General features: G+C 64.9%; 23 protein-coding genes. 7 read left to right on the forward strand and 16 right to left on the reverse strand.

Annotated features, from left to right (window positions below; translation table 11 throughout):
- Positions 1–97: 97 nt before the first annotated feature.
- The 7 genes from AC58EF_RS13640 to AC58EF_RS13670 form a co-directional block, all read right to left on the reverse strand.
- Positions 98–1,456: an alginate export family protein gene (locus AC58EF_RS13640; protein ID WP_497276895.1), complete on the reverse strand. Its 1,359-nt coding sequence runs from the start codon at positions 1,454–1,456 to the stop codon at positions 98–100.
- Complete coding sequence (locus tag AC58EF_RS13645) at positions 1,449–1,871, reverse strand: DoxX family protein (RefSeq protein ID WP_497276897.1); 423 nt, start codon at positions 1,869–1,871, stop codon at positions 1,449–1,451. The genes AC58EF_RS13640 and AC58EF_RS13645 overlap by 8 nt, the downstream gene beginning before the upstream one ends.
- 4 nt (positions 1,872–1,875) lie before the next feature.
- Positions 1,876–2,775 (reverse strand): VOC family protein, encoded by a 900-nt coding sequence (locus AC58EF_RS13650; protein WP_497276898.1) that lies wholly within the window; start codon positions 2,773–2,775, stop codon positions 1,876–1,878.
- Positions 2,776–2,940: 165 nt separating this feature from the next.
- A complete protein-coding gene (locus AC58EF_RS13655) occupies positions 2,941–4,866 on the reverse strand; it encodes an amidohydrolase (protein WP_497276900.1) in 1,926 nt (641 codons plus the stop codon).
- Positions 4,863–5,111 carry a XapX domain-containing protein gene (locus AC58EF_RS13660; RefSeq protein ID WP_497276902.1) on the reverse strand — a complete coding sequence of 83 codons (249 nt, stop codon included), beginning with the start codon at positions 5,109–5,111 and terminating at the stop codon, positions 4,863–4,865. Before AC58EF_RS13660 ends, AC58EF_RS13655 begins: the two co-directional genes overlap by 4 nt.
- 23 nt (positions 5,112–5,134) lie before the next feature.
- Positions 5,135–5,974 carry an alpha/beta fold hydrolase gene (locus AC58EF_RS13665; RefSeq protein ID WP_497276904.1) on the reverse strand — a complete coding sequence of 280 codons (840 nt, stop codon included), beginning with the start codon at positions 5,972–5,974 and terminating at the stop codon, positions 5,135–5,137.
- Positions 5,975–6,046: 72 nt separating this feature from the next.
- On the reverse strand, positions 6,047–6,706 hold the full coding sequence (locus tag AC58EF_RS13670) for a hydrolase (RefSeq protein ID WP_497276906.1): 660 nt from the start codon (positions 6,704–6,706) through the stop codon (positions 6,047–6,049).
- A 294-nt stretch (positions 6,707–7,000) separates the two neighbouring features.
- On the opposite strand from AC58EF_RS13670, the gene AC58EF_RS13675 reads away from it, so the two are divergent.
- Positions 7,001–7,654, forward strand: coding sequence for a YjbE family putative metal transport protein (locus AC58EF_RS13675; RefSeq protein ID WP_497276908.1), 654 nt, complete (start codon positions 7,001–7,003; stop codon positions 7,652–7,654).
- A 51-nt stretch (positions 7,655–7,705) separates the two neighbouring features.
- Here AC58EF_RS13675 and AC58EF_RS13680 read toward each other — a convergent pair whose 3' ends face one another.
- Genes AC58EF_RS13680 through AC58EF_RS13690 form a run of 3 tightly spaced genes read right to left on the reverse strand, consistent with a single transcriptional unit; the run spans position 7,706 to position 11,610 of the window.
- A complete protein-coding gene (locus tag AC58EF_RS13680) occupies positions 7,706–9,013 on the reverse strand; it encodes a CitMHS family transporter (protein ID WP_497276909.1) in 1,308 nt (435 codons plus the stop codon).
- 34 nt (positions 9,014–9,047) lie between these two features.
- Entirely contained in the window at positions 9,048–10,535 is a 1,488-nt protein-coding gene (locus AC58EF_RS13685; protein ID WP_497276910.1) for an OprO/OprP family phosphate-selective porin, read from the reverse strand.
- 1 nt (position 10,536) lies between these two features.
- Positions 10,537–11,610 carry an ABC transporter substrate-binding protein gene (locus AC58EF_RS13690; RefSeq protein ID WP_497276911.1) on the reverse strand — a complete coding sequence of 358 codons (1,074 nt, stop codon included), beginning with the start codon at positions 11,608–11,610 and terminating at the stop codon, positions 10,537–10,539.
- A gap of 122 nt (positions 11,611–11,732) precedes the next feature.
- Here AC58EF_RS13690 and AC58EF_RS13695 point away from each other — a divergent pair, with 122 nt between their 5' ends.
- The 4 genes from AC58EF_RS13695 to AC58EF_RS13710 are packed head-to-tail and all read left to right on the forward strand — an operon-like array spanning position 11,733 to position 15,075.
- The gene (locus AC58EF_RS13695) at positions 11,733–12,386 is read left to right on the forward strand and encodes a response regulator (RefSeq protein ID WP_497276912.1); all 654 of its coding nucleotides are present in this window, start codon (positions 11,733–11,735) and stop codon (positions 12,384–12,386) included.
- Positions 12,376–13,800: a sensor histidine kinase gene (locus tag AC58EF_RS13700; protein ID WP_497276913.1), complete on the forward strand. Its 1,425-nt coding sequence runs from the start codon at positions 12,376–12,378 to the stop codon at positions 13,798–13,800. The genes AC58EF_RS13695 and AC58EF_RS13700 overlap by 11 nt, the downstream gene beginning before the upstream one ends.
- The gene (locus tag AC58EF_RS13705; RefSeq protein ID WP_497276914.1) at positions 13,797–14,663 is read left to right on the forward strand and encodes a Rossmann-like and DUF2520 domain-containing protein; all 867 of its coding nucleotides are present in this window, start codon (positions 13,797–13,799) and stop codon (positions 14,661–14,663) included. The genes AC58EF_RS13700 and AC58EF_RS13705 overlap by 4 nt, the downstream gene beginning before the upstream one ends.
- Positions 14,664–14,697: 34 nt before the next feature.
- Positions 14,698–15,075: a winged helix-turn-helix domain-containing protein gene (locus AC58EF_RS13710; protein ID WP_497276916.1), complete on the forward strand. Its 378-nt coding sequence runs from the start codon at positions 14,698–14,700 to the stop codon at positions 15,073–15,075.
- On the opposite strand, the gene AC58EF_RS13715 is transcribed toward AC58EF_RS13710, so the two are convergent.
- Positions 15,070–16,032 (reverse strand): cytochrome-c peroxidase, encoded by a 963-nt coding sequence (locus AC58EF_RS13715; protein WP_497276917.1) that lies wholly within the window; start codon positions 16,030–16,032, stop codon positions 15,070–15,072. The two genes, AC58EF_RS13710 and AC58EF_RS13715, sit on opposite strands and share 6 nt — an antisense overlap.
- A gap of 10 nt (positions 16,033–16,042) precedes the next feature.
- Positions 16,043–16,576, reverse strand: a complete 534-nt coding sequence (locus tag AC58EF_RS13720; RefSeq protein ID WP_497276918.1) for a hypothetical protein — start codon at positions 16,574–16,576, stop codon at positions 16,043–16,045.
- 78 nt (positions 16,577–16,654) lie between these two features.
- On the opposite strand from AC58EF_RS13720, the gene AC58EF_RS13725 reads away from it, so the two are divergent.
- Both AC58EF_RS13725 and AC58EF_RS13730 read left to right on the forward strand, forming a co-directional pair.
- Positions 16,655–18,790: a TonB-dependent receptor plug domain-containing protein gene (locus AC58EF_RS13725; protein WP_497276919.1), complete on the forward strand. Its 2,136-nt coding sequence runs from the start codon at positions 16,655–16,657 to the stop codon at positions 18,788–18,790.
- A gap of 378 nt (positions 18,791–19,168) precedes the next feature.
- Positions 19,169–20,194 carry a hypothetical protein gene (locus AC58EF_RS13730; protein ID WP_497276920.1) on the forward strand — a complete coding sequence of 342 codons (1,026 nt, stop codon included), beginning with the start codon at positions 19,169–19,171 and terminating at the stop codon, positions 20,192–20,194.
- Positions 20,195–20,662: 468 nt separating this feature from the next.
- Here the strand turns inward: AC58EF_RS13730 and AC58EF_RS13735 are convergent, their stop codons facing one another.
- The 4 genes from AC58EF_RS13735 to AC58EF_RS13750 form a co-directional block, all read right to left on the reverse strand.
- Complete coding sequence (locus AC58EF_RS13735; RefSeq protein WP_497276921.1) at positions 20,663–21,940, reverse strand: replication initiator protein A; 1,278 nt, start codon at positions 21,938–21,940, stop codon at positions 20,663–20,665.
- Positions 21,941–22,033: 93 nt separating this feature from the next.
- Positions 22,034–23,050, reverse strand: a complete 1,017-nt coding sequence (locus AC58EF_RS13740) for a ParB/RepB/Spo0J family partition protein (RefSeq protein ID WP_497276922.1) — start codon at positions 23,048–23,050, stop codon at positions 22,034–22,036.
- Positions 23,047–24,231, reverse strand: coding sequence for an AAA family ATPase (locus AC58EF_RS13745; protein WP_497276924.1), 1,185 nt, complete (start codon positions 24,229–24,231; stop codon positions 23,047–23,049). The genes AC58EF_RS13740 and AC58EF_RS13745 overlap by 4 nt, the downstream gene beginning before the upstream one ends.
- 462 nt (positions 24,232–24,693) lie before the next feature.
- A complete protein-coding gene (locus tag AC58EF_RS13750; protein WP_497276925.1) occupies positions 24,694–26,076 on the reverse strand; it encodes a carboxylesterase/lipase family protein in 1,383 nt (460 codons plus the stop codon).
- Between the last annotated feature and the right edge of the window lie 68 nt (positions 26,077–26,144).

Genomic DNA, 26,144 nt, shown 5'->3' on the forward strand with positions numbered 1-26,144 from the left:
TCTTCCTCTGTCAATTACCGGCGCAGATTAGGGTTGGCCCGGATTTGGAAATAGCCGAATAAAGTTGGCCGCTTCATTCGATTATCTGGAACGCTGATCAGAAGCGGAAATTGCTCTCCAGCCCCAGCATGGTGATCGTCTTCGCCGGACCGGTGTCGCGGATGAAGGCACCGGGCGCAAAGGCGGAGAAGGAGGTCGACAGCTCCCATTCCGGTGTGGCTTGCCACGCCAACGTCACCTCGGCCTCCTTGCCGATGAAGCGGGCGTCGCTGTCGCCGGCCGCGCGGACCAGATTGCCGGGAATGTCGTAGACGCCGTCGCCCTTGCTGGCGCGCCAATAGGCCATGGCGGCAAGGCTGGCGGACACGCCGCCGCCCAGGGCGCCGCTGACGCGGGGGTTGAGGCTGACGATGTTGGTCGGGCCGACGGGCGACAATTCGCCGAAATATTTGCCCTTGGGAAAGAGCGCGTTGAAGGTGCCGAGCCGGCCGTCGCCCGCCCGCCTGTCGCCGCTGACGATATTGACGCGCAACGTCGCGTCCGGCGCCAGCGGCAGGTTGGGAAAGCGGCGGCCGACTTCGGTGCCGATCGTCCAGGCGGCGATGCGCTGCCCTTCATAATGGCCGAACTGATAGACGCCCTCGACATTCCAGTGCCAGTCGGCGCGCACGCCATGCGATCGCAGGCCGACGCTGTGGCGGACTTCGCGCCCTTCCATGCCGCCGAAGCGGGCGGCGCGGTTGCGATAGCCCAGATAATAGAGGTCGAGTTCGGGCAGGGTCGCATAAGCGCCCCAGAGCGCTTTGGTGTCGGAAGTCGCATCGTCGAAGCTGCCGGCGCCGGGCTGCACCGGCTTCACCGCGAGCAGGCTGAGCGTCGCCTTGCCGACCACGACATCGGCGCGCGCTCCGTCGAAGGCGAGCGGCACATTGGGACCATAGCGGGTGCCGATCAGCCTTTCGGTGCCGAGCGAGAGCATCTGCCGGCCGGCACGCAGGGTGACAGGGCCAAGATCGACCTCGCCGAAGGCCTGGAGCAGGTCGACGCGCGTCCGGTCGATCGGGCTGGCGGAGGGCGCGACGCCAAGCGCATAGGCGGCGATCGGCTGGACGAAGGCCCGCGCCTTTCCGACATGCAGGTCGACATAGGGCATGGCCCGCAGCCAGAGATAGCTATCGTCCGGCGCATCCGCCCCGCCCCAGAGATTGTCGTGATAGTTTTCGCTGCGCGCGCGCAGCTCGATCCCGGTGGACAGCCAGGCATCGTCGCCCAGCGGCACATATTTGAACGGGCCGGTCCAGTGATGGGCGCGCTTTTCGGCGTCGGCCAGATCGGACCAGTCCTCGTCATAGCGGGTGATGCTGAGCGTCGGCGCTTGCCACGCCTCGCGCGGCTGGGCGGCGGCCGGGACCGGCAGCGCCAGCAGCGCGAGGAAGGGCAGGAGCCGTTTATCCATCGGCGCGCTTCCGCTCCGCAACCATGGCGACGAGGATGAAGCCGCCGATCAGGCCGATATGCTCGAAAAAGGCGTTGGTGGCCATGAAGCGTTCCTGCCCTGCCGGCATCGCCCAGAAGGCGTTAGCGGTGAAGGCGGCGAGCAGGGTGAAGACGCCCAGCATTCCCGCCCCCAACCAGACCAGCCGCCCGGTCAGGATCAGCAGCGGCCCGACCAGTTCCAGCACGATGGTGAGCGCCGCCCAGAAGGCGGGCGGGCTCATGCCGAAATGCGCCTGTTCGGCGACGGCGCCCTGCCAGTCGGTCAGCTTGACGATTCCGCCCAGAATATAAGCACTTGTCAGCATCAGCCGCGCCAGAAACCAAGTGGGTCGCCATGTCAGAATAGCGGATACGAAATGGGGAGTGGGGGTCATGGTTTTATTTCCCGGCGACGGTGTGAACTTCGGCGATATAGCCGCCGGGGAAACGGACGATCGCCGACTGGCGGCCGCCTTCTTCATGGGGCGGGACCAGCGTCTCGACACCGGCCGCCCTGGCCTTGTCCAGCGTGGCGCTGAGGTCCGCGACCGCATAGCCGGTCATGTCGCGGCCATAGGGCCAGGGCAGTTGCCCATCCGATATGATGACGCTCATCCTGCCATAGCCCGACGTCAGGCGGATGCGGCGATAGCGCTTGCCCGGCTGGCCGATCTCCTCGCCCGGCGCAGCCTTTTCGTCCGACGTCACCCTGGCATGAGCGAAGCCGGTCCATTGTTTCACGAACCGATCGGCGGCGTCTGCAGTCAGGTAGATGCGGTTTTCCGGCACGGTTGTGAGCGCGGGATAGTCGGGCTTGGCGGTGTGCCAGTAGAGTTGCATGTTCACGCCGCCCGCCCACTGCACCACCACGTCGCGGCCGATCGGATCGGGAAAACTGGTGATGAGGCGGGTTGCGCCATGCTTGATGGCGGACGCCACCGCCGCATCGAGGTCGCTGACCAGATAGCCGGTGCGCTCCGCGCCGAAGGGATAGGGGACAGGCGTCAGGAAGCCGAAGACCGAGATGGTGCCGGCGGGCGTCAGGGCGAGTTGCGACTTGGTCCGGCTGGCGGTGGGCGTCACCTGAAACACGCCCTGCTTGCTGGTCGCGCCGCCGAAGGTCGCGGTGAAGCTGGCGATGAAGCGGTCGAAATCTTCCGGCGCGACATAAACATGGGTGGTGTCATATTGCGGGCCGACCGCATAGTCGGCGCTGGCGGCGGGCGTGGCTTTTGCAGGCGCGACGGCAGGGCTGATGGCGACCAGGGCAGTCGCCACCATCAGGGTGAAACGCTTCATGTCAGTTGCTCCGGTTGGAGAGGCTCAACCCTCTCGGTCGATGGTGCAGGACCGGTTTAGGCGAAGGTCAGATGTCGATCGATCCGAATAATTTCGACGATCATATTCTATATTCTGGAATAGTGTAAAACGGCCCCTCTTGCCCAGGAGGGGCCGGTCTGACGATCAAACCGCCCAGCAGCCGCAGCCCAATGCCCCCCAGAAGCTCTGGACATCGGCGGCGGGCACGTTGGCGCCCAGCGCCGCGGCATGATCATGGCCATGAACCCCGCAGGAGGAGGCGCAGCCACAGGCCGACGCCAGCTTTTTCGATGCCTCATCCTTGCGATAATGGCCGCCGAAGGTCGCGACCGGGGACCAGTCGGGCATCGCCTTGGGGGCGACCGGCGCCAGCGGTCCATAGTCGCCTTCGCCATAGACGATCTTGCCGCCAAGCACGGTCAGGACCGAGCGGAGATGGGCGATCTCATCCTCGGGCACCGAGAAATAATCGTCCGACAACAGGGCAAGGTCGGCCAGCTGGCCCTTTTTGATCTGCCCCTTCTTGCCGATCTCGTTCGAAAACCATGTGTTCTTTTCGGTCCAGAGGCGCAGCGCGGTTTCGCGGTCCAGCCGGTTGCGCACCGGATAGAGGGCAAGGCCGCCGACGGTCTTCGACGTGACCAGCCAGCTCAGCGACACCCAGGGATTGTAGCTGGCGACGCGGGTCGCATCGGTGCCGGCGCCCACCGGAACGCCCGCGGCCATCATCCGCTTGATCGGCGGGGTTGCCTCGGCCGCCCTGGCGCCATAGCGTTCGACGAAATATTCGCCCTGGAACGCCATGCGATGCTGCACGGCGATGCCGCCACCCAAAGCCGCGATCCGGTCGATATTGCGCTCGCTGATCGTTTCGGCATGGTCGAAGAACCAGTTCAGCCCCTGCAACGGAATGTCGCGATTGACCTTTTCGAACACGTCGAGCGCACGGCCGATCGTCTGGTCATAGGTGGCGTGCATCCGCCAGGGCCAGCGGCGTTCGGCGAGCAGGCGGATCACCGGCTCCAGATCGCCTTCCATCTGCGGCGGCATGTCGGGGCGGGCGACGCGGAAATCCTCGAAGTCGGCGGCCGAATAGACCAGCATCTCGCCCGCACCATTGTGGCGGTACGTGTCATCGCCATCGCCCGGCTTGATCTTGGTCGACCAGGTGGCGAAGTCCTTCAGCTCCTCCTTCGGCTTCTGCGTGAAGAGGTTGTAGGCGATGCGCAAGGTCAGTTCACCATCCTTGTGCAGCTTGTCGATCACTTCATAATCGTCGGGATAATTTTGCGATCCGCCGCCCGCGTCGATGACGCTGGTGACGCCGAGCGAGTTGAGTTCCCGCATGAAATGCCTGGTCGAATTGAGCTGATAGTCCTGCGGCAGCTTCGGTCCCTTGGCCAGCGTGGCATAGAGGATCGTCGCATTGGGCTGGGCCAGCAGCAGGCCGGTCGGATTGCCCTGCGCGTCGCGGACGATCTCGCCGCCGGGCGGGTTCGGCGTATTCTTGTCATAGCCGACGGCGCGGAGCGCAGCGGCGTTCAGCAGCGCACGATCGTAAAGGTGCAGGATGAAGACCGGCGTATCGGGCGCGGCGGCGTTGATCTCCTCGATCGTGGGCAGCCGCTTTTCGGCGAACTGATGCTCGGTAAAGCCGCCGACGACGCGGACCCACTGGGGCGGCGGGGTGTTTTCGGCCTGACGTTTCAGCATCGCCATGGCGTCGGCCAGGGTCGGCACGCCTTCCCAACGCAGCTCCATATTATAGTTGAGACCACCGCGGATGACATGAATGTGGCTGTCGATCAGGCCGGGGATCAGGCGGCGCCCCCCGGCGTCGATCACCTGCGCGTCGGGACCGGCGGCGGCGCGGACCGCCTGCTCGCTGCCTACGGCCAGGAACTTGCCGTTGCGGATCGCCACCGCCTGCGCCACCGGATTTTCCCGATCCAGCGTCGTGACCTTGGCATTGACGATGATCAGGTCTTTCCGGGTCATGGCGAAACTTTCCGTGGTGGTGAGAAGGGGGAGGCTGGCGGCGCTGGCGAGCGCCTGGCGGCGGGTGATCATGCGTCCTGCTTTCGGTTGGCGGGCAGTTGGCCCAGCAGATGGTTGGCGCAGTCGGTGGTGACGAAGGCGGCGAGTTCCTTGCGATCGAACAGTCGCTTGGCGACGGGGACGATCTGTTCGCCGACCAATATCCCCGCCAGCCCGATGAGGGCGATCACCGGCGGCGCGGGAGAACGGACTCCGAGCAGGCTGTAGACGATGCCGACCAGCAGCCCGGCGCCCAGCGACAGAAGATAGGGCTTCATGTCCATTCTCCCTATTTGGACGATCAGGCCTGGATGAAGGCGAGGATGTCGGCGTTCAATATGTCGGCATTCACCGTCAACATGCCGTGCGAAAAATCTTCGTAGATTTTGAGCGTGGCGTTGGGCAGGATTTCGGCCTGGAGCACGCCCGCATTCCGGTAGGGCACGACCTGATCGTCATCGCCATGCAGGACCAGCGTGGGGACGCTGATCGCCGTCAGATCGTCGGTCTGGTCGGTTTCGGAAAAGGCCTTGATCCCTTCATAATGGGCGAGCGCGCTGCCCATCATGCCCTGCCGCCACCAATTATCGATCACGGCCTGCTTCACGTCCGCGCCTTCGCGGTTGAAGCCATAGAAGGGGCCGCTCGCGACATCGCGGAAAAATTGCGCGCGATTGGCGGCAAGGCCAGCGCGCAGCCCGTCGAATATCTCGATCGGCAGACCGCCCGGATAGCGATCGGTCTTCAGCATGATCGGCGGCACGGCGCTGACCAGCACGGCCTTGGCGACGCGGCCCTGCGGCAGGCCATGGCGAGCAACATAGGCGGCGACTTCGCCACCGCCAGTCGAGTGGCCGATATGGATGGCATTCTTCAGGTCCAGATGCTCGGCGACCGCGGCGGCGTCGGCGGCATAATGGGCCATGTCATAGCCGAAATCGACCTGCTGCGATCGACCATGGCCGCGACGGTCATGGGCGACGACGCGATAGCCCTTCGACAGGAAGAACAGCATCTGCGCATCCCAGTCGTCCGACGAAAGCGGCCAGCCATGGTGGAACATGATCGGCTGGGCATCCTTGCTGCCCCAATCCTTGTAGAAGATGTCGACGCCGTCCTTGGTGGTGATGAAGTTGCTCATGGAGACGATCCTTTGGAGAAGTGGGAATGCTGCAATCATCACCCCTCCCCCGAAGGGGAGGGGCTTTTTATGTCAGTGGCCGCCTTCGGAAGCGTCGAACATGGTCTTGGCGTAGGTGATGCCAAGGCCATAGGCGCCGCCCCATTTGCGGGCGATGCCGGTGGTCATGTCGTAGGTTTCGGTGCGCGCCCAGTCGCGTTGCAGTTCGAGCAGATACTGGAGCGAGGTGACGGGCTTGGCGCCGGCCTGGATCATGCGCTCGACGGCGCGCTCATGGGCTTCCTCGCTGATGTCGCCGCTGGCGTCGGTGATGACATAGACTTCAAAGCCCTGTTCGATCGCCGACAGAACCGGGCCGACGATGCAGACGCTGGTCCACAGGCCGGCGAACACCAGACGTTCCTTGCCGATGCGGTTCACTTCCTCGATCACCGCGGCGTCTTCCCAGGTGTTCATGCTGGTGCGGTCGAGCATCGGCTGGCCGGCAAAGGCTTCGGTGATTTCGCTGAACATCGGGCCGGAAAAGCTCTTTTCGGCGACGGTGGTGAGGATGGTAGGGACGTTGAAACCGGCCGCAGCGTTCGAGACGAGGGCGGCATTGTTGCGCAGCAATTCAGGGGCGATCGACTTGGTGGCGAAGGCCATCTGCGACTGGAAGTCGATCAGGACCAGGGCGTGGTTGCTGGGCGACAGCAGCGCCTTGGCGGGGGTCGGGGTGGCGGTGATGGTCATTGGTCTGTTCCCTCTGTTTGGGTGGTGCCGTGTTGGTGAAATCAGGGATAGGCCCATGTTATCCCGCGAGTAATCCGGATAAAATCGTCCGAACTTTTCGAAAAATTGGAATGATGGTCAATGCCCATAGGGACAGGTTTTCACACCGCCGCCTGAAAGGTTGATGACAGCTTGCCGCCCTATGCGGCGGGGGTCCGCAAGGGCGGACGGATTAACGCGACCCGCTTGGCAAAGGCCGTTCGTTCAGGCGATGGCGTCCCGATGCCTTCCTCCTGCCGAATGGCGAGAGGATTTATGAACGACATCTGGACTCATATCGTCGCCGATTTCTCCAATCTCGGCTCCCCATCCGCGCTGGCCGCCTTCGGTCAGGTCGTGCTGATCGATATCATGCTGGCGGCGGACAATGCGATCGTCGTCGGCGCGCTCGCCGCCGGCCTGCCGCCCGCGTCGCGCCGCAAGGTGATCGCGATCGGCGTGATCGCCGCGCTGGCGCTGCGCATCGCCTTCGCGCTGCTCGTGAGGCAGCTGATGCAATTGGTCGGCCTGGTCTTCGCCGGCGGCCTGCTGCTGGTCTGGGTCGCGTGGAAGATGTGGCGCGAACTGCGATCGGGCGGCGAGGCGGAGGATGCCGAGGATATCGCCGGCAGGGCCGCGCCCAGGGGCTTCGCGCAGGCCGCCTGGGCCGTCGCCATTGCCGACGTGTCGATGAGCCTGGACAATGTGCTGGCGGTCGCCGGCGCGGCGCGCGCGCATCCCGGCATCCTGGTCGTCGGCCTGATCCTGTCGGTCGCGTTGATGGGCGTGGCGGCGAACCTGCTGGCGCGTGTGATCGAACGCTATCGCGCCATTGCCTATTTCGGGCTGCTGGTCATTCTCTATGTCGCCGGCAGGATGATCTATGAGGGCACGATCGATCCGGCGACGGGCCTCATCACCCTGTTCTGATTCCTTCCATCACCGGGACAGGAACGGACCAACGCCGCTCCTGTCCCGTGGTCAGGCGACGAAGGGGAAGGCCAGCGCCATCATCCCCACCAGCGTCATGACGATGCAGACCGCCGCAGCGGGCAGCAGGGTGAAGCGCTGATGATCGGCCAGGTCGATACCGGCCAGGCTGACGAGCAAATAGGTGGAGGGCACCAGCGGGCTGAGCAGATGGACCGGCTGGCCCATCAGCGAAGCACGCGCGATCGCCATCGGATCGACGCCATAATGGGCGCCCGCTTCTGCCAGGATGGGCAACATGCCGAAATAGAAGGCGTCATTGGAGATGAAGAAGGTGAAGGGCATGGAGAGCAGCGCCGTGATCGGCGCCATATAGGGGCCAAGCACGGGCGGAATGACGCCCACCACTTCCTTGCTCATCGCCTCCACCATGCCGGTGCCGCCGAGGATGCCGGTGAAGATGCCCGCCGCGAAGATCAGCGACACGACCGAGAGGACATTGCCGGCATGGGCGGCGATCCGCTCCTTCTGCTGGGCGACGCCGGGATAGTTGACGATCATGGCGATGGCGAAGGCGATCATCATGAGGACCGACAGCGGCAGGATGCCCCAGACCAGCAGGCCGAGCAGCGCGACCACCAGCGCCGCGTTGAACCAGCGCAGACGCGGACGGCGCGCCTCGGGATATTGCGACACGCCAAGGTCGGCGATGTCGACTGGCTCGCGCTGCGGCGCATGGACATGGCCCAGGCGACGCCGTTCCTTGATCCCGAACCAGAAGGCGAGGCCGAGCAGGAAGGCGAGGCCCGCGATCATGCCGGGAATGAGCGGCAGGAACAGGGTGGCGGGATCGAGCTTCAGCGCGCTCGCGGCGCGGGCGGTCGGACCGCCCCAGGGGGTCAGGTTCATGATCCCGCTCGTCACCATCAGCAAGCAGACGAGATAGATGCGCTTCATGTCGAAGCGTTTGTAGAGCGGCAGCAGCGCGGCGATGGTGATGATGTAGGTGGTCGATCCGTCGCCATCCAGGCTGACGACCGCGCACAGCACCACCGATCCCAGCAGGATCAGCAGCGGATCGCCATGCACCAGCTTCACCAGCCGCCCGACCAGCGGATCGAACAGCCCCGTGTCCGTCATGGTCGAGAAGAAGAGGATGGCGAAGAGCAGCATCACGCCGGTGGGCGCGAGATTCTTGATGCCGTCGATCATCATGTCGCCAAGGCCGGCGGCCTGTCCGGCGATCATGCCGAACAGAGAGGGAATGACGATCAGCGCGACCAGCGGCGTCATCCGCTTGGTCATGATCAGCGTCATGAAGGTGGCGACCATCAGGAAGCCGAGCAGGGCAAGGTTCATCGCTGCGTCCTTGATTGGGCTGGAATTGGAGGGATCAGAAGGTCACGCCGACGCGCGCGCTGACGGTCTGGCCGTCGTCGCTGCCGGTGTAGCTGCCGGCGCGATTGTCGGTATGCCACTGGATGCCGTTGAGCTGGATGCGGGTGAAGCTGTTCAGATACCAGTTCACGCCCAGGGTCGCGGCCCAGCCGTCGCCGCCCAGCAGCAGGTCGGTATAGTCCAGATTCTCGTAGCGGGCGGTCAGCTCGATCGCGCCCGATCCGCCGTCCAGCACCGGGTCGATGACATTGGGCTGGCCGAAACTGCCGAGACGCGGATTATAAGGTGGCAGTTCGCCGGTCAGGAACAGGCCGGTCGACAGGCTCCACGCCTTGCTCCTGAAGTCGGGACGGCCGCCGTCGAGCCGGGCGATCCGCTGCCCCGCCTCGCCCATCACCCACAGGCCGCCGACATAGCCGCCCAGTTCGGCGCCATAGCCGGTGGTCGACCGGCCGCCGAGCAGGTCGCCGGTCGACACGCGGATGGCGCCGTTGAAGCGGCCCCCGATCACGGTGCTGCGGGTCAGGGTGGTGGCCGCCGATGACAGCGCCTCGTCGAAGAACCAGCCGCCGACATGCAGCAGCGACCGGTCGCTCTTGACCGGATTCCAATGAGCGCGCGCGCCGAAGGTGCGGCTGTCGTTGGTCGCCTGCTCGCCGTCGACCCGGTCGCCGGTCACGCTGACCGAGGCGTGCCAGTTGGGACCGAACAGGCGTCCCATGATGCCGATGCCATAAAAGCCGCGCTGCGGAATGATCGCGGTGGACACGACGCTGCGCTCCAGGAAAGGCGTGGAGTCCGAACCCGTGCTGCCTTCGAAGGCGCGGTCGTTGAACAGATGCCCGGCGCGCACGTCATAATCGACCTTGCTGCTGATCTTGTTGCGATAGCCAAGGAAGGCGGTGACGATGTCCACCTCGTTTTCGGAAAAGTCGCTTTCGAACTGGTAGAAGAAATGCGGGCCGACGCCGCCTTCCAGCCCCAGGCGCAGCGCACGCATCCCGGTCGTCGTCGTGTTCCGGCCGCCATATCTCGACCCCATGGTCGAGCTGACATCGACCAGGATGCGACCGCGCGGCTTATAGGTGAAGACGCCGTCGGCCGAACGGAAGACGGGCAGGCCCGCCCCCCATTCGGTGGTGACGCCCGCCGGATTGGCCGCAACGGCGCGCGCCTGCGCCACGTCGAGGTCGGCGGGACCGGGCGGCACAATCTGCGGCGCGAAGGGGGCGATGACCAGCGGCGGGGCCACCTGTTGCTGCGCCACCTGCGGCGCGGATTGCTGCGCGGGAGCGGGCGCAGCATTTTGCGCGGCGCCCTGCCCTTCCAGTCTGTCGAGGCGCGCCTTGAGCGCGGCGATTTCGGCGGCCTGTGCCTTGACGAGGGCGGCCAGCTCGTCGGCGCTGGGCGTCTGCGCAAGCGCGGGCGTCGCGACGATCAGCGCCAGCGTGGCGCAGCCGCTGCGCAACGGTGGGAAAGTCATTCTACTTGGCTCCAGAGGCGAGGATCGCGTTCCAGTCGCGCAGGAAGCGCTGTTGTTTGAGGCGATCGAGATTGGCGAGAAGCTGCGGGCCGACGCGCACGGGGCGGGCCTGGGCAGCGGGAAGGCGGCGGCCCCTAATGTCGGTGCGGACGGGCCAGAGGCTGTGCTGGGCGAGCAGGGACTGGCCCTGGCGCGACAGCAGGAAATCGAGGAACAGCCGGGCGGCGGCGGGATGCCGCGCCTCGCGCGCGATGAAGGCGATGCGCGACATCACGATGGTATAATCCTGCGGAAAGACCACGCCGATGCGCGGATCGCGACGCGCCCGTTCCACAGCATAGGAGCCGATGACATTATAGGCGATCGAGAGCCGCCCCTCCGCAACGCCACGCAGCATCGGCTCGGTGGTGATCGACAGGACGGGGCGGGTCGCCGCCATCGCCTCCACCAGCGATCGGGTGTCGCCGGTGATCGCATAATCCTGCGTCAGGTAGAGATAGCCGGTGTTGGACCGGGCCGGATCGAAAGTCGCGACCTTGCCCATCAGCGCCCGGCGCTGCGTGCGCAGCAGCGCCTCCAGCGCGGCATGGCTGCGCGGCGGCCGGGGAATCGCCTTCTTGTTGTAGACATAGGCGATCGGTTCGGCGGTGACGCCGAACCCCATATTTTTCCACACCGCCGACGCCGGCAGGGCGGGCTTTTCCGGGCTGGCATAGGCCTGGGCGAAACCGTCGTTGATGAGCTTCACCTGCTGGTCCATCGCCGACGACCAGACAAGGTCGGCCGACGGCTTGCGCGCCCGCGTCTCCGCCACGAAACGGCGATACATTTCGTTGGAGCCAAGGTCGGCATAGCGGACGGTGACGCCCGGATAGCGGCGCTGGAAAGCGAGGATGACCGGCGCCATTTCCGACGTGTCGGCGTTGGCGTAGACGATGACCTGCCGTTCAGCCTTCGCATCGGCGATCAGCTGGTCATAGGAGCGCGGATAGCCGGCCGGCCGCTCCGCCACCACCGTGGTGGCCGGTGCGGCCAGACTTGCCAAGGCCGCCAACATCAGAATAACCCTTCGCATCGACCCACTCCTTCGCGTCTTCGTCTCTTTGGCCGTTTCTTCTGTCGGATGAGATGCGAGGGTCAGTTACGAAGCCAAGCTGTCATCAACCTTTCAGCACCAGGTGCCCCATTCGGATTTTGATGATCGAGGATGACGCCGCGCTGGCGCGCAGCATTTCCGCCCTGCTTCGCGCGGGGGGCCATGCCGTGGACCATGTCGCGACCGGGGAGGATGCGCTGTCGGTCGTCGGCAGCGAACCCTATGCGCTCGTGATTCTCGACGTCGGCCTGCCCGACATGGACGGTTTCGCCGTGCTGGCGGACCTGCGGCGGCGGGGCGAGAAGGTGCCGGTCCTGATGCTGACCGCGCGCGACGCGCTGGATGATCGGGTGCGCGGGCTGGACCTGGGGGCCGACGATTATCTGCGCAAGCCCTTCGATCCGGAGGAACTGGAAGCGCGGGTGCGCGCGCTGGGGCGGCGGCGGGGCGGCGATCCGACGCCCGAACTCAGCGTCGGCGCATTGACCATCAACCGCTCCACCGGGACGGCGGATGTGGCGGGACGGCCGCTCGACCTGCGCCGGCGCGAAATGGCGGTGCTCGAATCGCTGGCGACGCGCGCGGGGCAGGTGGTGCCGCGCGAGTTGCTGATCGGCGAGGTGTTCGGTTTCGACGAGCCCGTCGGCGGCAACGCGATCGAGGTGCATGTGACGCGGCTGCGCGGCAAGCTGGCGCCCGATGGTCCCGGTATCCGCACCGTGCGGGGCGTGGGCTATATGCTCGATGCCGGTTAGGGGGCCGGCTAGAGGATCGGGCAAAGCGCAGGCGATTGCGCTGCGGACCCGGCTGCTTGCGGCGATGCTGGGGCCGCTGCTGGGCGCGGCGGCGATCATCGGCATTGGCGGGGCGACGCTGATTTCCGACGTGGTGCGGCGGACCAACGACCGGGTGCTGGGCGGCGCGCTGGGTGCGATCGCCGAAACGGTGCAGGTGGAACGCGGCGAGGTGACGCTGGACCTGCCCCCCGCCGCCTTCGGAATGCTGGAGAATAGCGAGCGCGACAATGTCTATTATCGCATCGCCGTGGGGCGCGAATTGCTGACCGGCTATGCCGACCTGCCCGCGCCCGATCCCGCAACGATGAGCGTGGACCAGCCGCGCTTCCGCTTCGCCCGCTATCGCGACCAGGGCATCCGCATCGCGGAGGTGAAGCGGATGCTGCCGCGGATCGCGGCGCCGGTGATCGTCCAGGTCGCCGAGACGCTGGACAATCGCAAGGTGCTGGCTGAACGGCTGATCATCGCCTTGCTGCTGGGCGAGGTGGCGCTGGTCGGCGTCGCGGTGCTGCTGCTGCGCCCGGCGCTGGGGTGGAGCCTGCGTCCGCTCGCCCGCCTGCGCCGGTCGGTGGAGGCGCGCGATTCCGGCACGCGCCCGGATTTCTCGCCGCTCGACGCCGGGCCGCTGCCCAATGAACTGCGCCCCCTCGCCACCGCCTTCGACCATCTGCTGGCGCAACTCGACAAGGCGACCGGCGGCGTGCGCCGTTTCACCGCCGATGCCTCGCACCAGATGCGCACGCCTTTGTCGGTTCTGAAGGTGCAGGTCGAGCTGGCCCGGCGCGGATCGTCCGCCGCGCTGGACGAGATTGCCGACGCCGTGCAGCGGCTGGAACGGCTGGTGACGCAATTGCTGGCGCTCGCCCGCGCCGAGGAAGGCGGCGTCTCCCCGCCCCTCGAAGCCGTCGACCTCAAGGAAGTGAGCAGCGCCGTCATCGGCCGCCTCATCAACCAGGCGATCCAGGCCGGGGTGGAACTCAACCTGGATGCGCAGGATGGCGAAATCTATCGGGTGCAGGCCCACCGGACTTTGGTGTTCGAGATCATCGCCAATCTGATCGACAATGGCATCCGCTACAATCGGCGCGGCGGCACGGTCACGGTCATCCTCGCGCGCGAAAAGGACCATGTCCTGCTGACGGTCAGCGACGACGGACCGGGCATCGCGCCCGAATATCATGAGAAGATATTCGAGCGCTTCTTCCGCGCCGTCGGTCCCAATGGCGCGGAAGGCACCGGCCTTGGCCTCGCCATCGTCCAGTCGGCGGCGTCGCGCATGGGCGCCAGCGTCGAGATTGCCGATGGCAGGCCCGGCACCCGTATCGCCATCCGTTTCGCCGCGGACGAAGTGGCGGTAGGAGCGTCCGCATGAGCAATTTTTCCTATCGCCGGATCGGCATCATCGGGACCGGCCGGGTCGCCCGCGCACTGGCGCTGGCGCTGGCGCCGCATTCGGCCGCACCCATGCTGTTGTGGGGAAGGCATGGCGACGCGCTTCAGGCGATGGCGGACGCAATCGGTCGCGCGACGTCGACGGCGCAATTGCCGGAGATACTGCAATGTTGCGACCTGATCGCGATCGCGGTGTCGGACGACGCCATAAGCACGATCGTCGCCGATCTGACCCATGGCCCGGCGGCCAGCGCCTCTCCCCTCCTCTTCCATGTCAGCGGCCGCAGCGGCGTGGGGTTGCTGGACCCGTTGCTTGCCAAGGGCGTGGCGACCGCGGCGATTCATCCCGTGATGACCTTCACCGGAGACGCGCCGACCGAAGTCCGGCGCATGGCCGGCGCCCGCTTCGCCGTCACCGGATCGAGCGAACAGGCGACACTGGACGCACACCGGCTGGTCGCACTGCTGGGCGGGATCGCGGTCGACATCCGGGAGGCGCATCGCCCGCTCTATCATGCCGCCCTCTGCCATGCGGCCAACCATCTGGTGACGCTGATCGCCGGCGCCTGCCACGCGCTGGAGGCAGCCGGCGCGGACGATCCGCTCGCCCTGCTCGCCCCCCTGGTCCAGGCGGCTACGGACAACAGCCTTGCGAAGGGCCTTGCCGCTTTGTCCGGCCCGCTGCTGCGCGGTGACGGCGATACGATCGCCACGCATCTGGAGGCGCTCTCCCGCGATTGCCCTCGACTTTCCGCTCCCTATCGCGCCATGGCCATCGCGACGCTCGACGAACTGGAGCAGGACGGAAAGGACAGAACGGTGCTGCGCACGCTTCTCGCCTGATGGCGTGACGGCGCGATCCTGCTATCAGGGGCGCATGGCCTCCCCGCTCAAGATCAAGATCCAGCTCTATTGCGGCGAGGAGATCGCCATGGGACCCGGCAAAGCCGATCTGCTGGACGCCATCCTTGCGCACGGCTCCATCTCGGCGGCGGGGCGCGCCATGGGGATGAGCTACAGGCGGACCTGGCTGCTGGTCGATGCGATGAACCGCTGCTGGCGCGACAAGCTGGTCGACACGGTGCCGGGTGGCGGGCGCGAACGCGGCGCGCATGTCACGCCTGCCGGGGAAGCGGTGCTGGCCGCCTATCGCGCGATGCAGGCCGCGGCGACCGGAGCCGCCGGGCCGATAGCATCGCCCTTGCTCGACCTGCTGCGCGAAGCGCCGCTCATGCCCGACGGCGCGCCCTTATAGGCTTTTGCCGCAGGCCCGGTCCGGTCGCGACAGGCGGGGATCGCCGACGAAATACGGGTCGGTCAGGCTGTCGAGAAAGGCGATCATGGCCGGCATGTCCCTGTCCTGAACCGCGACCGGATGCCGCCGTATCGCAGAGTCCAGTGTCATGGCCGTGCCGTCATGCCACCAGGGTCCGGTCAGCGCGACATTGCGGAGCGAGGGCGTGCGGAAACGTCCGGCATCTTCCACCCTGCCCGACTGTTCGACAAGGCCAGGATCGGACGCCTGCGCCGGCTCCAGCCGGTGATAGTCCATGTCGCTGAAATTCGGCCCGGCATGGCAGGCCGCGCAGCCCTGCGCCCGGAACAGCCGCGCGCCCTCCAGCGCCAACGGAGTCAAGGCGCCGCGATCATAAGCGCTGCGATAGGAAATCATCGTCCGCTCGAAGGCGGCCAGCGCGGCGGTCACGCTGCCCGTGTCGATCCGCCCCGCGCGCTCGGGAAAGGCGCGGGCGAACATCCGGCGGTAGCAGGAGTCTACGCCCAGCCGTCGCGCCAATTCCCCGTCCAGCCCCTTCATGCCCATTTCCACCGGCCGCTCGCCGAACAGCGGCACCAGCGCCTGCGCCTCCAGCGCGGTGATGGCAGGATCGGCGGCCGTCAGCCGCGCGAACCAGCCGACATTGGCCAGGCCTGGCACATTGCGCCGCCCTGCCCCGCCATGGACGCCCGGCCGCGTCCTATTGCCATCGGCGAAGGCGCGCTTCTGCTCATGGCAACCCGCGCAGGCAAGCGTGCCGTCGGCCGACAGATCGGCATCGTAGAAAAGGCGACGGCCCAGTTCCACCTTGGCCACACTCATCGGATTCTCCGCCGGAACCACCGGCGCGGCGACACCCCGTGGCAGGTTCCAGCGCCAGCCGGGCGACGCAGCGGCGACAAGCAGGAGCGCCGCCGCGCAGAGCAGGCCCCTCACGACAGGATCTTCACGACAGGGGCGTCACCAGCAACGTCACCTTGTCCGACCCGTTGGCCGCGACCTGCAGCACATATTCGCCCGGCTCCAGCGCATAGTCGACCATCTTGCGGATGCCCGAACAGTCCGGCCCATGCCCATGCGCAATGGATGTCGACGCCTTGCCGTCCTTCACCACATCGACCCAGGCCGGCGTGCTGAGCGCAACCCGCCATGTCCCCGCCTTGTCGACGGTAAAGCGCGCAAGCCCGCCATAGCTGACGCTGCCACCCGGCTTTTCCGGTCGCAGCGGATAGGCGACCCTGGGCGTCGGCAGCAGCGCCATCGCCACCGCCTGCCCCGGCGTCAGGGTCGCGCCGGCGAGCGCCCCGCGCGCGCCGGCGGCCTGCAAGGGCGTCGCGTTCGGCCAGGAGGCGAGCGGCGCGGGCAACGGGACTGGCGCGGTGCAGGTGGCGGCGGGCATTTCCGCCGTCTGCGCGGATGCGCCACCCGCCCCGGCGATCAGCGCAAACGAAAGCGACAACGAAGGCGACAATCGAAACATGAAGGCTTTCCTCCCGAGAACAAAACTATATATGGCCGGATACAGTGAGTCGGACGACCTAAAAAGGGGGAAAATCACATGCGCATCGCCTTGACCTGCCTGTTGGGGGCCGGCTCCATCCTTACGTCCGCCGCCCATGCGCAGGATGCCACGCCCGATGCCAGCGACCGCTTCTCTCTCGGCCAGATCATCGTCACCGCGCCGCGCACCGAAGGAATCGGCATTGATAGCACGACGCTCTCCTCCGACGCCATCTACACGTTCAGCCGCACCGCGCTCGACGACGCGGTCAACCTGATGCCCGGCGTGTCGGCCGGCAACAGCGGCGGCACCCGCAATGAGCGGCTGGTCTTCGTGCGCGGGTTCGACCGGTTCCAGGTGCCGCTCTCGATCGACGGCATCCGTGTCTATCTGCCCGCCGACAACCGGCTCGACTATGGCCGTTTTCTCACCACCGACATATCCGAAGTGCAGGTGGCGAAGGGTTATGCCTCCCTGCTCGATGGTCCCGGCGCGATGGGCGGTGCGATCAATCTGGTGACGCGCAAGCCGACCAAGGAACTGGACATCGACGTGCGCGGCACGGTGAATTTCGACAATGATGCCGACTATGCCGGCTATTCGACCTCCGCCATGGTCGGCACGCGCCAGGACAAATGGTATGCGCAGGCCAGCTATGCGCGCAGCTTCACCGATCATTGGGACCTGCCCAATGACTTCACTGCGAAGGTGCCGTCCCTGGAAAATGGCGGCGCCCGCGACTTTTCCCGGACGGAGGACTGGCGCATCAACGCCAAGGTCGGCTTCACCCCCAACGCCACCGACGAATATGCGCTGAGCTACACTCATCAGGAAGGGTCGAAGGGCGCGCCGCTGCACATCAGCGACACGGTGACGACGCCGCGCTTCTGGGACTGGCCGTCCTGGGACATCAGCAGCGTCTATTTCCTGTCGACCACGGCGCTGGGGGACCGGGCGACGCTCAAGACCCGCGCCTATTACAACAGGTTCGATTCGATCCTGCGCTCCTTCAACGACCGCACCCAGACGACGCAGAGCCGCCCCTATGCGTTCGATTCCCCCTATGAGGATCGCGCCTGGGGCGGTTCGGCGGAGCTCGATTTCGCCGCGAGCGACGCCGACACGCTGCGCCTCGCCTTCCATTATCGCCATGACCGCCATGTCGAGTATCAGACCAGCTTCTCGACCACCGGCGCGCCGACCACCGAACCGCGCCAGACCCAGACCGAGGAGACTTTCTCCGCCGCGCTGGAGAATGAACTGAAGCTCGGCCCCGATTTGAGCTTCACATTGGGCGGCAGCTTCGACTGGCGCAACCTCATCAAGGCGGAGGAATATGGCGCGCCGCTGGGCACGTCGGGCGCTTCAGTGCTTTACAATTATCCGCGCCGCGACGCCGACACATGGAATCTGCAGGGCCGGTTCGACTGGCGGGCGAGCGACGCATTGGCCCTTCACGCCAGCCTGTCTTCCCGCGCGCGTTTCCCGACCATCTTCGAACGGTTCAGCCAACGCTTCAACACCGCCATCCCCAATCCTTCGCTGAAGGCCGAGCGCGCCACCAATGCGGAAATCGGTGGAAGCTGGGCGCAGGGCAAGCTGCGCGTGGAAGGCGCGCTGTTCTACAGTTGGGTCGATGACGCGATCTTCAGCGTGCTGACCCCGGCCTATCCCTGCACCGCGTCGACCACGCCGCCCGCAATGCCCCGCCCCGGCTGCGCCCTCACTAACCTGACCCAAAGCCAGAATGTCGGCAGCGGCCATTATTATGGCGTCGAACTGTCCGTGTCGGCCACGCTGCTGCCGGGCCTCGACATCGGCGCCAACTATACTGGCATCAAGCGCGATCTCGATTATGCCGCCAACCCGGCCTTCCGCCCAACCGGCGTGCCAACGCACAAGGGCTTCGCCTGGGCGGACTGGTCGCCGATCGGCGGGCTGCATATCGTGCCCAATATCGACCTCGCCTCGAACCGCTGGACCCTGTTCACGGCGACCACCGCCAGCCAGCCGCAACTTTATTATCGCACCGGCGCCTATGTGAATGCGGGGCTGCGGATCGACTATGCGCTGACCGACCAAGTCGATATCGGCATTGGCGGCCGCAACCTGTTCGATGATTATTACACGCTGACCGACGGCTTCCCCGAACCGGGGCGGACGCTGTTCGCCAGTCTCCGCGCACGCTATTGAGGATGTACACGCCCCGCTGATCCATGCTGCGTCCCGCGCCCTTGCACGGGCGCGCCTCCCTCTGCAGCGCCAGCCGATCCTCGCACGGCAGTGGAGGATCGGCGATTTGCTTTTCCCTACTCATGGATCAGATTTGTCGCGGCTCTTCTCCATCTTCGTCTTGCGCGAACCGTTGGAGAAGCGGAAAAAGGACCGCCGGCATCGCCCCTCTTGGCGGATCGCCATGGAAACCGCGCCTAAATGGCATCGCGTCATCATTTTCCATAAAATGTTTATCGTTTAATTTATTGAGTTATCATACTGAAAATAAACGATATTTATGATGTGGAATTTTTTTCGTACTTAGGCCATTCCGGGTCTCTCAAGGAGCTATCCGTCATGGCCCATTCCAAGCTGTTTTCCGCTTATGCGGATGCGCAAAGCCTCCTCGCTCGGGTCGAGGAACGCCGCCGTCTCAGCCCGGTGCGGTTTCCCCTTCGCACCCGTATGCGGATCGCCGAACGCCAGGCGCTGGCAAGGCTGGACAACCTCCCCTTGCTGGACGACGACCTTCTTGTCGATGCCCGGGGCGCCGTGCGGACTTCGGACTTTGACCTCAGCCATGGACGCCGGGCGATCGGCAGCCCCATCGAGCTTGAGGCGATCCTCAACAACGGCCCCGCCTTGCTTGATTGGCTCGGCGCCATGCCCGCTATGGACGCATTTTCCCCTCTGGCATGGCAACGCGCCGTACCGGACATGCTCGATGCCGTCGGGGCCTGGCAGCGCGATGTTGCGGCCCTTTCACCCTCCCCTCCCCTGCTCCATGGCGCCCGCATGGCGCAGCTCTGGCGCGAACATGCGCCCGTTGGGCGGGGCGACCTCGTTTACAGCCTTCTGATCGGAGATCGCTGGGGACCGGGCCGCTGGGACGGTTCCGTCGGAGGGTTGACAGCGCTTGGCCTTGAACGGAGTCATGCGCCATGGCGGTTGGCGCGGGACGAGAAGCTGGAAGAAATCTGGCTCGAAGCCGTATCCACCGGCGCGCAGGCGCATCTCGATCTGGAAGTACGACTTCGCGCCTACGCTGCGCGGGCGGCGCAATTCATCAACGCACGCCGGCGCCCCGGCCGTCTGAAAGACCTGCTCTCGCTCGCCATGTCTCATCCGCGCATCAGCAGCAGAGACGTTGCAAAGGCGCTGGAACTGACCGTTGCCGGCGCAATCAAGTTGCTTTCGATCGCAACGGAAGCCGGTCTGCTGATCGAGCGGTCAGGACAGGCCAGCTATCGCAGCTATGCCATTCCCGTCGCCGCGCCATCGGAAGCCGTCATGCGGATGCGTTCCGATCCGTTCAATCCATCGAGCACGTCGTTCGCCTCGTCCCATGATGATGCGTTCGATGCTGAGGCATCGTCCGATTGAGCAAAAATCCGCTCTTATGCGGCTGCATATCCGCCCTGCCGGCGGCAAATAGCCGCTTCTAAACGCTCCGGCAGGCCTCCGCCGACATTCTCGCACTATCCGCCAGAAAGAGTTTGAACGGCGAGAGCCGGCCGATTCCGAAAACACGTTGAAATCGCCATGCAGGCCCAGAGCAGGGCAGGGGGCTGGCGACAATTGACCTGAATTTAGAAGGTTGCGCTGCCCGGCTGGAAAGAGGTGGAACGCCCTATCCTCTTCGCGGTCGATGCGACGTGTTTTCAGAATCGGCAGGGGCGGCAGATATCGATCGGCTCGGAGGGAGCAATCATCCATTCGCCTGGATATGGCAGGCCCGAAATATGCCGGCTATATGGGCATTGTCCGCCAACCGATCCGCATCGGCCGATGGCGAACGCGAATCTCCCGCCATTTATCGCATGATTCCGAAAACACGATCCTCCGCAAAGATCAGAGTCGGTATTTGTTGCGACGATGATGTTCCTTGACGAAACCGTAGAAGCGCTTGGAATAGTTACGCGGCAGTTCGTCGGGATTGGCGCCCAGGAAAGCATCGAATCGGCGCATCAATTCGTCATAGTCCCAGCCCGGGAAATCGGTTCGGATCGCATCATACACGTCGCTATCCAGCACCTTGATCGCGCTGGCGCGTGCCGCGGGGGCAGACATTCGCCGTTCGGGCAGCGTGGGCCGCGCAGCGGCATCCGTCGGCTCACGAACCCGCAAATCGCGGGTCAGCTGCGAGATCAGGTTCAGGGCCAGACGCGGCTCGACCAGATCCTCCGACGTGTGATCGGATTGCGCGATCATTTGTGCCGCGCCGGGGGAGGGGGGGCGTTTCCGCCGCTCCGTATCCCCCAGATGACGGCGCATGACCATCTTCAACTTTGGCCTGCTGCTGTCCTCGTCAATCACTTCCAGGCTGATGTCCGGAAGCTCGTTGCTTCGTGCAAGGTCGAGCAGCTTGCGCTTGAACACCGGATAGCTGCTCTCGCTTCCGCTCTTTTGGTGCAGCGTCTCAAACCCGATGGCAAAGCCCTCCGGCCCGTTCCCGCCCGCATGTTTGCGCGAGGCCCGATAGAGCCATTTACCCAGCCCGCTCGTGATCTCGAAATAGAGGGGCGAAATCGATAGCACGTTGCGCTTGTCCATCACCCCGTCGAAGAACCACTTGGACAGGGTGATTTCCATGCCCAGCGACCGTTGCGTCCGCTCGTCCACCAGATGGGTGTAACTGTCGATCCAGGAGAATGTCGTCTCCCGGCTTTTCGCATTGGCCCGAATATTGGTCTTGATCGTCGTCGCTTGCAGCCGGTCGAGCGCGTTGACCAGACGCTCATAGGCCCGGCCGCTCGTGCCCCAGCAAATTCGTTTCAGCAGATCGCCGGGCTGCAATCTTATGGCCGGAGAAATATCGTTGGTGCCGCGTTCGCGCAGTTCGTTCAGATGCGATGCCAGATAGATCATGATGTCGGCGTCCCAGATCGTCGCCATTCCGTAGGCCGGATTGGGGAGAACCTGCACCGTCACATTGCGGTCGGGACTGACATAGTCGATCGGCTTGATACGCTTGCGCTTCGACAGGCTGAAGAAGGGGCGCTGCATCGTCTCCTGATAATCGCGGAGCGAAATGTCGCTGAAATCGGGCAGGGTGAAGAACATCTCGAACTGAACCTTGCGCTCCTTGAGCACAGTTTTCAGCTCGCCCTCATTGCCTGCCGTTGCCATGTCGTCCCCGCTTCCCCCCGGAGGGAAATCACCATCAAGTCACTGAAATAAAAGAATTATTCCTCCATTTTCAGCTTTTCTTCCCACGCCCGCTCAGCGCCGCCGCCCGGTACGAATTTTCGCCTGTTCAATCACCGGGCGCAGCGCTTCCAATATCTCGTCGGTAGACAGTCCGCTCGGCGACAGCGACAGCGTCAATATCTTCTGCTGATCCTTTTCGACCTGGCCGATCGATGTGCCGCCCGTCGCCGCGATCGCCGTCTTCTGCACGCGCCCCTTGACAACGGTCGCCTGGATCAGGCGCGCCATCACTTCCGGTCCGCCGATCGGCTGCTCATCGCCCGACCGCCGGAAACTCTGCTCGGACGCAATCTGATCCGCCGCCGCTTCCAGCTTCGCCCGGCTCACCGGATCGCGTAGCAGGGGAAGGAGCTTCTCCGCATATTTGGCCTGAAGATCCATCGGTGAATGAAAGGCGCTCACCATCAGCGGCGGGATCTCGGTCAGGGCGATGTAGCGCGACAGCTGCGACTTGGAGATTTTCAGCCGTTCGGCCATGCGCAACTGCACGCCGCCATAATAGCTGTCGACCGCCGCCTTGTAATTGAGGCCGCGCTCCAGGTCCGAAATATCCTCGCGCTCGCGATTCTCGATATCGGCCAGGCGAAACGCCGCTTCGTCATCCAGATCCTCGATGATCGCGATCAGGTCGATGTCAGGATAATGATTGGCGTTGAGCCAGGAAATCGCCCAATGCCGCCGCGTGCCCGTCACCAGTTCATAGGGCAGGGGGCCGTTGGGCGTGCGACGCACCACGGCGGGGACGCGATTGCCGCCCTCCGCCAGCACCGAATCGATCAGGCTGCGCAGCCGATGTTCGTCGAGCAGCGAATAATCGCGGGCATTGCCCGGCCAGATCGAACATTCCGCCGGTTTCAGGCGGATGGTCGGGCGCTTCACGATCCGCGCGGCTTCGCCAAAGGCCTCAAGCCGCTTGTTCGTGAAATTGGCGCGCGGGGCGCTCGCCGTTTCGACCGCAGCCGCCGGACTGACGGCCGGTTCGTTCGGAACGGAGGCCAATGCCTCGCTGATCAGCGATCGCCGGCTCATGCCGCTACGCCCACGTCAGAGGTCAGGCTGGTAGACGGCCATTGCTGGCGAATCTGCTGTTCCACTTCGGAAAAGACCGCATCCAGATTCTCGCGGCACCGCATATAGGTCTGGTGCGAGGCGGACGGCTTGGATTCATAGATGGACCGGAAGGATTGGGTCGCGTTCTTGATCTCTTCGGACGCCAGGATCGGTTGTCCAAGCAGCAACCCGGCATAGGTCGCCTGCATGATCCGCCACATGTCGTTCTCCCCCGGCTTGCTGGGGGAAAAGGTGGAGCAGACCACCCGGATGAAGCCATAATTGACCGGTGTGCCATTTTGTTCGAGAATCTCGATATTGTCGGCGATCGTGTCCATGAAATGGATGGTCGACAGATAGTCGAGCTGGCGCGCCGGCACCGGGATCAGAAGGCCGGTCGCGGCGGCCATGACGTTGAGGCCGAGAAAGCCCATGGCCGGCGGCGGATCGAGCAGGATGACGTCGAAATCCTTGGTCACGCTGGCAATGCCGATGCGCAGCGCCTGAAGGCTTTCGCGCACGGCCTGCCCGCCCTCCCGCAGGGTGGAGGTCAAATCCCATTCGGCATCCTGAAGGCCCAGGCTGGACGGCACGATCTTGATCGTTGGCCAGGGAGTATCGCGGATGGTGCGGGAAAAATCGCTGAAGGTGCTGCGCGGGGACAGGAAGGCGCCGAGCGTCTCCTCATCGTCGATCAGCGTTTCAGGCTGGATGTCGAACATGGTGGTGGTTGACGCCTGTGGGTCGCAGTCGATCACCAGCACGCGATAGCCATGAAGCGCGAGATAGTCCGCCAGATGTTTGGTGATCGTGCTCTTGCCCACGCCGCCCTTGAAATTCTGGACCGCCAGGACGACTGCGTCCTCGTCCGGCTGTTTGCCGACATGGATGCCGAGCGCGCTGCGGATATGGGTCAGATCTTCCAGCGTGTAAAAGCGGCGGCCATTGGGCAACTGCTTGGGCTGGGGCAGGCGGCCCTTGGCTTCCGCCTTGGCCAGCGCTTCGGGCGTGCGGCCGATCAGTTCGGCGGCGATGGTCGGCCCGAAACTGATGTCGAGTGTCTTGCGATTGTCCGGCCGGAACACGATCGTCTTGATATGATCGCGCATTTGCTGGCAGGCGGTGGTGACGTTGCGCAAGGTGTTGACGGTAAACGACATGACGCCCCTCATGGCCGAATCGTGACAGATGGAAACTGGTTTGCGTTTAATGCGCCTATTTTGGTTCCAAAGTCAAACCGGGCCGTTTTGCACTGCACAATCGCGTTAGCACTGGCCTCGCCCGCCTCTGGACAGAAACCTCTCTGGCTGGGGAAGTCCGAAGACCAAGGGCGCTGGTTGATAGCCCGCTATGACAAACTTGTCGGTTCAGGCGAGGCTGGATGGCAAATGCGACGCTGCAGCCTGGCGTTTAGGAGATTTATTGGGAGATTAGCAGAGTTAGGTGCCCGCGCACCGTCGATTCGCTGGCGGGAATCCGGCGTTTCCCGATGGTCTGGGCGAACGTGATCGCACGTTGCATTGCAACCGATAACACGTCGGCGCGATTCCGAAACCACGCCGAAAGAGTCGTGATAACACGCTGGCGGATCAGGGGAAAATGATCTGCCAGCGCCACCGCCCTTATTGCCCTTGCGCTTGGACCGCCTTGCCGCCGGCGCTCAGATCGAGCATGGATTTGTCCGTTCCATAGCGATGCCAGACGGGCAGGCCGTTGCCGTTGGGATCGCCCGTCTTCACGAAATTGACGAGATAGGCGCTGGCGATTCGCCCCATTTCCTTGTCCCGAGCGGTGACGGCATCGCCATATTTGACGGCGACCGTGTCAAAGAAATAGGGGATCTCGCTTGCGTGCGCCGCGCCCTTGGTCGCCGGCGTGCGCTGGCTCTCGGCGACATAGGAGAAACGATAATGATAGGTCGGCGCGCCCTGTGTCGCGAACTGGCCCGCCATATCCCGCGCGCCCGCGACCATCGGCCCGGAAGGCCCGCCGATATCGTCGCTGGTCGCGCCGATCATCACCGGCACTTTGGCAAAGCGCCCCGCCCGATAGGCGGCGAGGCTGTCGACCGCGATCCTGCCGTCGGCGATCGGGCTGCTATGGGTGGGCGGTCCGCCCGCGAACAGGGTGGCAAGGTTCAGCCCGTCGACCACCCCATCCGCCGGCAGCGCGCGCAGCTTTTCCAGCGCATCGGGATCATTCGCGCCGATGCCCTTCTTTTCGCCGAAGGCCGCGCCCAGCCTTTCCGCCCCAGCCAGCGTGGCGTCGCCCATCGGCATCGGCCCGCCCGACTGGATCACCGCCTTCTGGAACAGCCCTTGCGCCATGGGAGACGTCAGCAGGGCGTGGACCGACATGCCGCCCGCGCTTTCGCCGATGATGGTGACATTGGCCGGATCGCCGCCGAACGCCGCGATATTGGCCTTTACCCATCGCAGCGCGGCGATCTGGTCCAGATAGCCATAATTGGCGAGCAGTCCCTTGTCGGCGTCGGCCTTCGTCAGCGCCGGATGGGCGAAAGTGCCGAAGCGGCCGAGCCGATAGTTGAAGCTCACCACCATGATGCCCTGCCTGGCTAGCGCCGCGCCGGAATAGGTGGGCGGTGAGGAACCGCCATTGACGAAGCCGCCGCCATAGATCCACAGCATCACCGGCAGTTTCGCCCCGGCGCCCTCCGGCTTCCACACATTGATGTAGAGACAATCCTCCGCCGGCGGCGTGCCGAGCGGCGCGGCATCGGAAGGGAAGGGGAGTTGCATACAGTCATGGCCATATCGGCTGGCGTCGCGCACGCCCTGCCAGCGTTGGACCGGCTGGGGCGCGCGCCAGCGCAGCTCGCCCACCGGCGGCTGTGCGAAGGGAATGCCCTTGAAGGCGACGACGCCGTCCTGCGCCACCCCCCGCAAGGCGCCGTCGGCTATGGTCACGGTCTGGGCGGGGGCGGCGACGGTCCCGATCGATCCAAGAATGGCGGCCGGCAGCAAATATCGCACGGATAGAATCATGGGGCGATCCTCCTCTCTTATATCAGCGGCGCATGGAAGAGCCGGCCCGCCACGCCACAGCCGATCAG

It is taken from the genome of Sphingobium sp. WR1 (genome assembly GCF_059693745.1).

Coding starts and splice junctions, on each gene's coding strand:
- AC58EF_RS13640 (WP_497276895.1), bottom strand. CDS start 1,456: ATGGATAAACGGCTCCTGCCCTTCCTCGCGCTGCTGGCGCTGCCGGTC.
- AC58EF_RS13645 (WP_497276897.1), bottom strand. CDS start 1,871: ATGACCCCCACTCCCCATTTCGTATCCGCTATTCTGACATGGCGACCC.
- AC58EF_RS13650 (WP_497276898.1), bottom strand. CDS start 2,775: ATGAAGCGTTTCACCCTGATGGTGGCGACTGCCCTGGTCGCCATCAGC.
- AC58EF_RS13655 (WP_497276900.1), bottom strand. CDS start 4,866: ATGATCACCCGCCGCCAGGCGCTCGCCAGCGCCGCCAGCCTCCCCCTT.
- AC58EF_RS13660 (WP_497276902.1), bottom strand. CDS start 5,111: ATGAAGCCCTATCTTCTGTCGCTGGGCGCCGGGCTGCTGGTCGGCATC.
- AC58EF_RS13665 (WP_497276904.1), bottom strand. CDS start 5,974: ATGAGCAACTTCATCACCACCAAGGACGGCGTCGACATCTTCTACAAG.
- AC58EF_RS13670 (WP_497276906.1), bottom strand. CDS start 6,706: ATGACCATCACCGCCACCCCGACCCCCGCCAAGGCGCTGCTGTCGCCC.
- AC58EF_RS13675 (WP_497276908.1), top strand. CDS start 7,001: ATGAACGACATCTGGACTCATATCGTCGCCGATTTCTCCAATCTCGGC.
- AC58EF_RS13680 (WP_497276909.1), bottom strand. CDS start 9,013: ATGAACCTTGCCCTGCTCGGCTTCCTGATGGTCGCCACCTTCATGACG.
- AC58EF_RS13685 (WP_497276910.1), bottom strand. CDS start 10,535: ATGACTTTCCCACCGTTGCGCAGCGGCTGCGCCACGCTGGCGCTGATC.
- AC58EF_RS13690 (WP_497276911.1), bottom strand. CDS start 11,610: ATGCGAAGGGTTATTCTGATGTTGGCGGCCTTGGCAAGTCTGGCCGCA.
- AC58EF_RS13695 (WP_497276912.1), top strand. CDS start 11,733: ATGATCGAGGATGACGCCGCGCTGGCGCGCAGCATTTCCGCCCTGCTT.
- AC58EF_RS13700 (WP_497276913.1), top strand. CDS start 12,376: ATGCCGGTTAGGGGGCCGGCTAGAGGATCGGGCAAAGCGCAGGCGATT.
- AC58EF_RS13705 (WP_497276914.1), top strand. CDS start 13,797: ATGAGCAATTTTTCCTATCGCCGGATCGGCATCATCGGGACCGGCCGG.
- AC58EF_RS13710 (WP_497276916.1), top strand. CDS start 14,698: ATGGCCTCCCCGCTCAAGATCAAGATCCAGCTCTATTGCGGCGAGGAG.
- AC58EF_RS13720 (WP_497276918.1), bottom strand. CDS start 16,576: ATGTTTCGATTGTCGCCTTCGTTGTCGCTTTCGTTTGCGCTGATCGCC.
- AC58EF_RS13725 (WP_497276919.1), top strand. CDS start 16,655: ATGCGCATCGCCTTGACCTGCCTGTTGGGGGCCGGCTCCATCCTTACG.
- AC58EF_RS13730 (WP_497276920.1), top strand. CDS start 19,169: ATGGCCCATTCCAAGCTGTTTTCCGCTTATGCGGATGCGCAAAGCCTC.
- AC58EF_RS13735 (WP_497276921.1), bottom strand. CDS start 21,940: ATGGCAACGGCAGGCAATGAGGGCGAGCTGAAAACTGTGCTCAAGGAG.
- AC58EF_RS13740 (WP_497276922.1), bottom strand. CDS start 23,050: ATGAGCCGGCGATCGCTGATCAGCGAGGCATTGGCCTCCGTTCCGAAC.
- AC58EF_RS13745 (WP_497276924.1), bottom strand. CDS start 24,231: ATGTCGTTTACCGTCAACACCTTGCGCAACGTCACCACCGCCTGCCAG.
- AC58EF_RS13750 (WP_497276925.1), bottom strand. CDS start 26,076: ATGATTCTATCCGTGCGATATTTGCTGCCGGCCGCCATTCTTGGATCG.